This is a genomic window from Clostridium sp. MT-14 (assembly GCF_042436595.1).
In the GTDB taxonomy this organism is placed as follows: Bacteria; Bacillota; Clostridia; order Clostridiales; family Clostridiaceae; genus Clostridium_B; species Clostridium_B aromativorans.
On record NZ_JBHMIY010000061.1, the window covers coordinates 1 to 8,009 of the forward strand.

Below are 8,009 nucleotides of genomic sequence, written 5' to 3' on the forward strand. Positions count from 1 at the left end.
ATCTCCCCTTTGAAAATGGGAGGATTCTCGGCTATTTTCCTAAATAAGGTACTACTAAATTTATTGCTAACCTTTTTATTTAATGTTCATCTTTAGCAACATTGTATCAATATAAAAATGTAAAATCAATTTAAAAGTTAATCTTTAGCACATTAGGCGGTGAACTACTTTGAAAATATACTGGTATAAGGGAAGCAAAAATGTAATAGGTACTAGAGTTAAAAAAGCCCGTAACATGTTTAATCCTCCCCTGACTCAAGGAGACTTAGCTGCAAAATTAGAATTAATGAATATAAAGCTTGATAGAATATCCATTTCAAGAATTGAATCCGGTGACAGATTTGTAGCTGATTATGAAGTAATTGGAATCGCCAAAGCACTTAATGTATCTCTTAATTGGCTTTTACTTGGTGAATAATTTTTATAAAAGAATAAATAAAAAGGCCTATATAATACAATAACTTTATAAGCCTTTTCATATCTTAATGTTCATACTTTCATATTACCCATATTGGAAATCCCAGCTATGGATATGTCAAAAATAATCTTTATCAAAATACATACACCTACAACAAATATGGCAAATGCAATGCCTTCCTTTTTTTCTATCTTATTCTCAAAGTTTAATTTCCTTGATTTTTCAATGCTTTCATTTCCGCTCTTTAAATTATGGACTGCGGAGGTTTTATCACTTTCCTCTACCTGCCTCAGTGCCGATATTATCTTTGATATGCACTTGTATCTTTCATCATTTAAAAACTTCTCATAAGCGGCATCCCTGCCTACAAGATAATTTGTTTCAAATTCAACAAGGTACGGTTTCAAATAGTGAGAATTGTCTATCAGAGCCTTGAGCATGTTCCTTGAAGTCACATTGGGATTGCTGCCCACCATTACCAGGAGATTGACAAGGTTGTATACCTCTTCTTCTTTTCTCCTCACTATCACAATGGAGTACAGTTTTAAAAGTAAATCAGGCACAAAGAAGAACACTACCGCCCACAGACCATATCTTATTTTTCTTGAAACAGAATACAAAGGCTTTAGAGATACTGCATCTTTTAGGGCAACTGATGAACTGTCATTGATCCTGTCCGAATCTACATCTCCATATTTTGATAATACACTTTTCACTGCTTCAAAACCTGCATCATTATTGTTTATTCCAGTGATATCAACATGGACTTTCATTAGATTGAAATTCTTGAGTCTTGTAGAAGGATTGTTGTGAAAATCATTTTGGGAATAAGTCGAATATACTGGTGTTTCAAATACCTGCCTCTGCTTTACCTGAGTGTTTGTTATAAATACCATGAACAAAAGAAGAGAGGCTGCCATAAATGCAATTGTTTTTATGACATATAGATCCAGTACAGCCATGTCAAGGGAAGACTTAGCCAGCAGATTGTCTAGAATCTTGTATTCCTTATCCTTGTGTTTTGGAAGTACCTTCCTTACAATTTTTTTCAAAAGTTTGTTTTTGAATAAATTCTTCGCATCAAGTAAATAGCTGGCATAACATGCTATTATAATTGCCAGAATAAATAAATTTCCTATACTGTTTGACATATTGACTCCCTCCTATAGCTTTCTTAAAAAGTCCATTGAGAAAAAATATATTATGTAAAATATGACTACAAATACATATTTCATGGAATCAAGCGGATTTTGTGATTGACCTATTTCAGGTACAATTACATTCATATATTTCTGCATTAGCAGAGTTATCACCACCATGAATAGAGCTCCCAGCTTGTACTTCAAAAATTTTTCCCTGGCTTTTTCTGCAAACATGTTTTCTTCCCTCATTTTCACAATGAGATTGCTTATCTGGTTGTTCAGTTCCTTGAGGTCACCTCCATAGACAACATAAGCCTTTAGAAGTTCGGAAAAGGCATTTATATTTTTATCATTGAATGTTTTTTTGAAATCATCGAAAGCAGTATTTGAATTTCTGGAGAGGTTGTAATATAGGATCTGAAAAGGTCTTTTTATATGTCCTTTCAAATTTTCAGATGTGGCCTTTATTGCAGTATCAATTTTAAATGATTTGTTTAAGTTGTACTGGAATTCCTCCAGGCTGTTCGGTATCTTTTTTATTACCCTGTATGTCATGAAATTTATAATATAATCACCGACAAGAACAGGCAGTACAAATGCAAATACAATGTAGACAAGTTTAAGGTACCATATGGTGTCGAGTAGCATGATAAGCGTAAAAGCAATCAAAACTGCAATACAATATATCCCGACAAGCACCGATGAAAGCCTTGACGCATCTTTCCTGAAAAGGTTCAACTTCAAAGTAAGTGTCTTTTTATTCAATATCATTTTAAGCACCCCATATCTATTCCACATTCACCATACAATGCCTTTAATTCTTCCATATACTTTTCCGTAAAGCCAAAACTGAAAGCTTCATTTAAGTAATCCTGGGATATTGGATTGATCAGGGCAAGATTTCCTTCTCTACGTTCAAACATTGGATTCAATTCATATGGCATATGGTAATTTTCAGGTCTGAAGATTACTTCAGTAACCTCCTGTATATATCTTTTTCCTGTGGCCAGGTTCAGCGCTATGAATATAACTATATCAACCGCCCTTGCTATATCGTAAAGTGCAGATTCTTCGCTCTTGTATGAATTGTTTTGCATGAGCATATTTTTGTAGTCCGGTATGAAATTTTTTATAGATGATGTATGAAAGCTTCCTAGGCTGCCCCTATTTTGTCTTGTCATTGCCTGGAGTGTTATATAAGCCTCCTCAGGTGTCCTCACTTCTCCATCTATCATAATGTCACGGCCAAGCCTAAGCCCGGTTTTAAAGCAGTCCATCGGTGATTTTATGTTCAGGAATTTTAAATTTTTGACGTCTTTATCCGGAAAATATTTTCTTATGGCAAGTTCAAAAGATGATTCCATAGTAAGAAGTGTCAAATTGTCCGGTATGGAAGATATAAGTCTTAGAAGGTAAGTTGTCTTTCCTGCACTCTGGGGACCAACTACAAGTATGTTGGGTCTGCTTTTCATAATTATATCCATAAATCTTTCCAGCTGCTTTGTTGAGGTACCTTCCACGATTAAATTCTCGCTTGATATATATTTATAATCTTCATACCTTAAATTTAAGGAAGGTTCCCTGCTGTATGGAGGTATGAGTGCCGTTACTCTTGCACCGCTCAAGTTGTCACATATTATTTCTGGATTGTTCGGCCTTAAGTCGTCATCACTGGAGTTTGATATGCTCTTTTTTATGATCTCAAAACATGTCCTATTATCTTTAAAATATAGATTTTTTACCCTCTCCCTCTTTCCATTTACCTGAAAACTTATAAAATCCGCACTGTTTACATTTATCTCATTGAGTCCCTCCATATCTCCATAACTGTATGGATCTATTACTGAAAGGCCATATAGTTCCTGGTATATTATCTGTATGAGCAAATCAATTTTTTTATCTCTATCTGAATTACCGGAAATACAGATAGAATTTATTACCCTGCCATAATCCCTATCATCACCTTTATATACGGGTTCAAAATAATTTATGTGATACTGCTTTATATAACCATCTACAGTAGAATGTTCCTTATCCAAAATATCAGCAAGGTATTTTTTTATATAAACTTTAAGCATATTCTTGCTTTTTAAATCTCCTGCAGATGCCAGCTTGATGAGTTCATTGAGATTTTCAATATCCGAATTATCCGACAGCATAATGTCCTTTATTGAATTTAGAAGTTTATCCAACGACATATGATTTCATCTCCTCTTCTAAAATTAATACATTTTACACTATGATTTTCTCTCACTTTCATTTATCTCTCCTTTGAAATTCACATGACTTTTCAGCCAAATTAATGCGTTTATGAAAATAGGAATACAAAGAATAACTAATGTTATGAAAAATAGTTTCATCATTCCATTAAAAGAAAAATCATTACCGCAAAGAAATATTATATATCCCAATCCAAAATAAGGCATTATTAAAGAGTTAATTAATTTCTTCATGGAGTCTCTAAAGCTTATATGTACTTTTAATATAAGTTTCACAGAGAACCAAAAAATCATCATCCAACCACTTAATACAAGTGAAATTTCCGCTATAGACAAAAAGCTTTCGAAAGTTGGAAATATACATTTTATTTTAAAAAGCCCCAGCAAACCTATGATGTAAATTATTAGAGTTGAAACCCACATGTTTTTCCATAGCTTTAATTTTTTCATTATATTCTCACTCCTAATTAAAAATCTTATTTTTGTACTGCACTATCTGAACTTTGTTGGGCAGGTGACGGTACCGGCTTATCCCATGATGGAATATACATAACCTTGGATGCAGCTGTATTTTGAGATGGATATTTGTAGAAACTAAAGGAAGCTATCTTTTTTGCATCTTCAATAGATAAAATGTCGGAATTATTTACGAGAACAGTAAGATGGGCTGGTATCTGTTTTTGATCTGATGTTTTCTGATCTGACATTGGCTCTCCCGTGGAATCAACAACTTTTGAAACCAACGCCTTAGACACTATGATATCCGGTTTTCTGCCTTTTTCCTTATAGTTCACTATGACATCCACATAATCACCCGATGTTATGGAATTATCGCTTAAAGTATCCAACGATACAGAAAGAGTACATGGCCTTAAACCGTTTGTGGGCTCGGATATATCATCCTTTTTAATGTTTTCATTCTTGTATATGTTCCTGTCTGTTATTTTCCCGACTATGGATTTTGTCTCATTATAGCCATATGAAGTAGGTACCTTGTTGTAAATGGAGTCTTTAACAATTTTAAGATCCGATTGTTTTACAATACTGCCTGCCGTTATATTTTTTGCGGCTTTGACACTGTACACATATTTACCTTTTAGTGAAGGTACGGAACCTGTAATATAGAAAGTGGCACCTATAATTCCAATCCATACGGCAGATGTTGCAAGCACTATTCCAATTTCCTTTTTCCTGCTTTTTAAATTTATCACAACACTATGTCCTCCTTTCTGTTACTTTACTTTTCAATTTTGCCAATTATGGATTTCATGGGTACAACCCCGAAATTTCTGCTGTCGTTGCTGTTGTTCCTGTTGTCCCCCATGACGTAATATACTTCAATTGGAATTAACATATCTACAGGTAAATATTTGTCCATAGCTGAGTTCATTTTTTCTTTAAGGTAAGGTTCTGCGAGTTCCTTATTATTTATAAAAATCTTTTCATTCTGGATTCTTATTTTTTCTCCCGGAAGTCCCACAACTCTTTTTATAAGGACCTTATTATCATCAACTGATTTGAATATTATTATGTCTCCCCTATTTATTTGGGTAATGTCCTTATCTGCAGTGAGTTTTTCTCCCGAGTGAAGTGTCGGCTGCATTGAATCGCCTACCACTTCCACATTGACTTTGCCTGAAACATTTCGGGATAGTACCGATGAGACAGCAACAACTAAAAGAAGTACTACGATGGATGATATTACAAGTTTGATTTTCTCTTTGACTCTTTCTGAAATATTCATATTCTATAAGCCACCTCTTTATAAATTAATAAAAAATGCTATTACACAGCCTATGGCCATATATGTTACAAGTGGTATGCTGTCATCGTCCTGTTTTATAAATCTCTGGCTCAGCAGTGAGAGAATTAATACCAAAAGCATTATAAAAGCACCGTGGCTGCCGTAAAAAAGCGTTACTGCCGGAGATATTTTTATATCCCCCCATCCTATCCCATAACATTTTTCATCAACTATTTTGTCTGGAAGTTCTTTTATTTTCCTATAAAGCCCAAGTTTCTTTATTCTCCTATAAAAATTTCTTCTGAACTTCTTTGGAATACTCTTGGTACTGCATGAAAGAAATGCACCTGCCGTATATAAATCAGCTCCAGTATTGCTTATCTCGGCAAGTGCTACCTTTTCAGAGCATCTATTGACAAGCTCAATTTGAGATATGAATTTGTTTAATTCCTGCTGCAGTTTGTCCAACCTAGAACTTAGGATTTTTTCGTTTCCGGAATCAAACACAAATCCTCTGGCCATATCTATATTTTCCTGCGTCGGATTGTCTTCGGCCTTCTCAACTGCCTCCACTGCATTTAAATTTCTATTTACAAGAAATGGCCTGTCCTTAATTTTGTATATTATCGTGCATACTATATCCATGATAATCAAAAATAAACAGAACCATAGGGAATAGGCAAGCATCTTATGTATGCTGTATCCTTTGAGTAAAGCTATGGACAATGAAATAATTGAAGCTGCAATCCATGTTTTTGTATATACAATTCTGTCCTTCCAGTCACAAACTGCGGCATAAGTCATGGCAAGCAAAAATAAAATCTCTAAAAGAATCATTTTTACACTTCCTTATTTATACATTTTGATATATGTTGAATTTAGGTTATTTATGGATATTGAAAGATTTTTTAATATTAACTGAACTGTTTTTGAATTTGTAAAAGACTAGAACATTTTCAGGATTTGAATTCAAATAATTTTTGATTTTCTCCATCTGGACGTCATCTTCAATTTTTCCCTGGAGTATGGCAATTATACTTTTAGCATCCATTGGGCTGCTGTTTAGAGGTGTTTTTGACGAACCTGCAATATAATCAACATTAAAAGCTGAACCTGCAGGTGATATGATATACACTTCCGATGGCCCATAGCTTGAATTTATAAAATCTCTCGTTGCACAGAACTGCTCAAAATCATTTTGATATGTATTCACAGGCTGCTTATATGAACTTTCTATCCTGCTGCTTATTATATATTTTTCATTTCTTATGTGTGCATAATGACTCATTACGAGGTAGCAGTCAATAAAAAATATAATAAAAAACATACCCATCAATATGAAACCGGGAGCGCTTCCTTTGCTTCTTTTTTTATTGATTTTCAATTTACCACCCTCTTTCCTGATACAATTATTCTGCCCTGTAAATCTTCACCGGTAAACAAGTTGTTCATTTTCTGAAGGGTGGATACATTATCCTGCCTGATGGTTATCTTAAGGATTTGACCTGTTTTCAGTTCCATATTGAAACTGCCACTTCCATATGTCTTGCCAACTTCCGTAATAGAACCATCTTTGTATTCATACACAGTGTAAATAGTAGTGTACTCTTTTAAAACTGGAAGATATCCCTTAACATCCCTGTCAAAAAACTGATATATTGCTCCATCAACCTTTTTGCTATTGGCTGCAGTATCAGCTTCCGTCTGTATAATACCGTGCAAATTCCCTACTGTATTTATCTCAGACAACCCTATAAATATATTTAAAACTATGTTTGAAAGTACAAATAAAACTACTATGGATGCCAGTATAACTGAAAGCCCTCCTCTTTTATTCAAAAGATCACCACCTTATCTGTCGTATAAATATCATTACTATTTTTACTAAAAAAGACCTGGTTAGAGGTCTTTTTTAATTATTTACTCTCCAGCATTTGTTGGATCTACGAATGTAGTAGGAAGAAAATCAGCTATAATGTTGGCTTTCTCTTCAACTATGGCTTGTCCTGCATCCTGCCCCTGATCTTTTATTGCAACTGCTGTTGGGTGAATGGCTGAAGTGAACACATATATAGTCAAAAGAACCATAAACACAGAAGCTATTATGGTTGAAAGTCCGCCTTTCTTGGATTTTCTCTTTTTCATAGCAGATATACTCATCTATATATCCTCCTTATATTTATTTACACCAAGGTGAGCCCCTCGTGTATATTCTCATATGACCACCCCTTACTCGTTATTTTCATCTATGTATATTACCTGAGTATTGGTATCTACTAAAAGCTCCTTGAATTCATATGCTACGTATTCAAAACTTGAAATGAGCTTAACTGTTATATACAGCATCAGGACAACAGCCAGAATATATGAAAGGCCTCCTTTTTTTCTCCTTACCACCATTTTTATTACCTCCAACCTTAACCTGAGTCCAGCATAGTATAAATCTGCATGTTAATTTATTTTTTAAAAATGACCTGTTTTTATGC

12 protein-coding genes are annotated in these 8,009 nt (G+C 34.2%); 1 reads left to right on the forward strand and 11 read right to left on the reverse strand.

The window, feature by feature from the left end:
* The first annotated feature begins 169 nt into the window (after positions 1 to 169).
* Positions 170 to 418, forward strand: a complete 249-nt coding sequence (locus tag ACFHWD_RS20105) for a helix-turn-helix domain-containing protein (protein WP_150358524.1) — start codon at positions 170 to 172, stop codon at positions 416 to 418.
* Between the two features lie 71 nt (positions 419 to 489).
* Here the strand turns inward: ACFHWD_RS20105 and ACFHWD_RS20110 are convergent, their stop codons facing one another.
* The 11 genes from ACFHWD_RS20110 to ACFHWD_RS20160 all read right to left on the reverse strand — a co-directional run bounded on the left by ACFHWD_RS20110 (position 490) and on the right by ACFHWD_RS20160 (position 7,923).
* On the reverse strand, positions 490 to 1,569 hold the full coding sequence (locus tag ACFHWD_RS20110) for a hypothetical protein (RefSeq protein WP_179977696.1): 1,080 nt from the start codon (positions 1,567 to 1,569) through the stop codon (positions 490 to 492).
* 12 nt (positions 1,570 to 1,581) lie between these two features.
* Positions 1,582 to 2,331: a hypothetical protein gene (locus ACFHWD_RS20115; RefSeq protein WP_179977697.1), complete on the reverse strand. Its 750-nt coding sequence runs from the start codon at positions 2,329 to 2,331 to the stop codon at positions 1,582 to 1,584.
* On the reverse strand, positions 2,328 to 3,758 hold the full coding sequence (locus ACFHWD_RS20120) for an ATPase, T2SS/T4P/T4SS family (RefSeq protein ID WP_179977698.1): 1,431 nt from the start codon (positions 3,756 to 3,758) through the stop codon (positions 2,328 to 2,330). The genes ACFHWD_RS20115 and ACFHWD_RS20120 overlap by 4 nt, the downstream gene beginning before the upstream one ends.
* A 39-nt stretch (positions 3,759 to 3,797) precedes the next feature.
* A complete protein-coding gene (locus tag ACFHWD_RS20125; protein WP_179977699.1) occupies positions 3,798 to 4,229 on the reverse strand; it encodes a hypothetical protein in 432 nt (143 codons plus the stop codon).
* A gap of 26 nt (positions 4,230 to 4,255) precedes the next feature.
* Positions 4,256 to 4,990: a hypothetical protein gene (locus ACFHWD_RS20130; RefSeq protein WP_378062899.1), complete on the reverse strand. Its 735-nt coding sequence runs from the start codon at positions 4,988 to 4,990 to the stop codon at positions 4,256 to 4,258.
* A gap of 26 nt (positions 4,991 to 5,016) precedes the next feature.
* Entirely contained in the window at positions 5,017 to 5,523 is a 507-nt protein-coding gene (lepB, locus tag ACFHWD_RS20135) for a signal peptidase I (protein WP_378062900.1), read from the reverse strand.
* 18 nt (positions 5,524 to 5,541) lie between these two features.
* On the reverse strand, positions 5,542 to 6,360 hold the full coding sequence (locus ACFHWD_RS20140) for a prepilin peptidase (protein ID WP_179977702.1): 819 nt from the start codon (positions 6,358 to 6,360) through the stop codon (positions 5,542 to 5,544).
* A 46-nt stretch (positions 6,361 to 6,406) separates the two neighbouring features.
* The gene (locus ACFHWD_RS20145; RefSeq protein WP_179977703.1) at positions 6,407 to 6,907 is read right to left on the reverse strand and encodes a hypothetical protein; all 501 of its coding nucleotides are present in this window, start codon (positions 6,905 to 6,907) and stop codon (positions 6,407 to 6,409) included.
* Complete coding sequence (locus tag ACFHWD_RS20150; protein ID WP_179977704.1) at positions 6,904 to 7,362, reverse strand: hypothetical protein; 459 nt, start codon at positions 7,360 to 7,362, stop codon at positions 6,904 to 6,906. The genes ACFHWD_RS20145 and ACFHWD_RS20150 overlap by 4 nt, the downstream gene beginning before the upstream one ends.
* An 81-nt stretch (positions 7,363 to 7,443) precedes the next feature.
* Positions 7,444 to 7,683 carry a hypothetical protein gene (locus ACFHWD_RS20155; protein WP_179977705.1) on the reverse strand — a complete coding sequence of 80 codons (240 nt, stop codon included), beginning with the start codon at positions 7,681 to 7,683 and terminating at the stop codon, positions 7,444 to 7,446.
* Positions 7,684 to 7,752: 69 nt separating this feature from the next.
* Positions 7,753 to 7,923: a hypothetical protein gene (locus ACFHWD_RS20160; protein WP_179977706.1), complete on the reverse strand. Its 171-nt coding sequence runs from the start codon at positions 7,921 to 7,923 to the stop codon at positions 7,753 to 7,755.
* Positions 7,924 to 8,009: the final 86 nt, after the last annotated feature.

What these genes read in the sequence shown, in the direction of transcription:
- ACFHWD_RS20160 (WP_179977706.1), bottom strand. Translation starts at nt 7,923, where the DNA reads ATGGTGGTAAGGAGAAAAAAAGGAGGCCTTTCATATATTCTGGCTGTT.
- ACFHWD_RS20125 (WP_179977699.1), bottom strand. Translation starts at nt 4,229, where the DNA reads ATGAAAAAATTAAAGCTATGGAAAAACATGTGGGTTTCAACTCTAATA.
- lepB (WP_378062900.1), bottom strand. Translation starts at nt 5,523, where the DNA reads ATGAATATTTCAGAAAGAGTCAAAGAGAAAATCAAACTTGTAATATCA.
- ACFHWD_RS20110 (WP_179977696.1), bottom strand. Translation starts at nt 1,569, where the DNA reads ATGTCAAACAGTATAGGAAATTTATTTATTCTGGCAATTATAATAGCA.
- ACFHWD_RS20115 (WP_179977697.1), bottom strand. Translation starts at nt 2,331, where the DNA reads ATGATATTGAATAAAAAGACACTTACTTTGAAGTTGAACCTTTTCAGG.
- ACFHWD_RS20155 (WP_179977705.1), bottom strand. Translation starts at nt 7,683, where the DNA reads ATGAGTATATCTGCTATGAAAAAGAGAAAATCCAAGAAAGGCGGACTT.
- ACFHWD_RS20140 (WP_179977702.1), bottom strand. Translation starts at nt 6,360, where the DNA reads ATGATTCTTTTAGAGATTTTATTTTTGCTTGCCATGACTTATGCCGCA.
- ACFHWD_RS20120 (WP_179977698.1), bottom strand. Translation starts at nt 3,758, where the DNA reads ATGTCGTTGGATAAACTTCTAAATTCAATAAAGGACATTATGCTGTCG.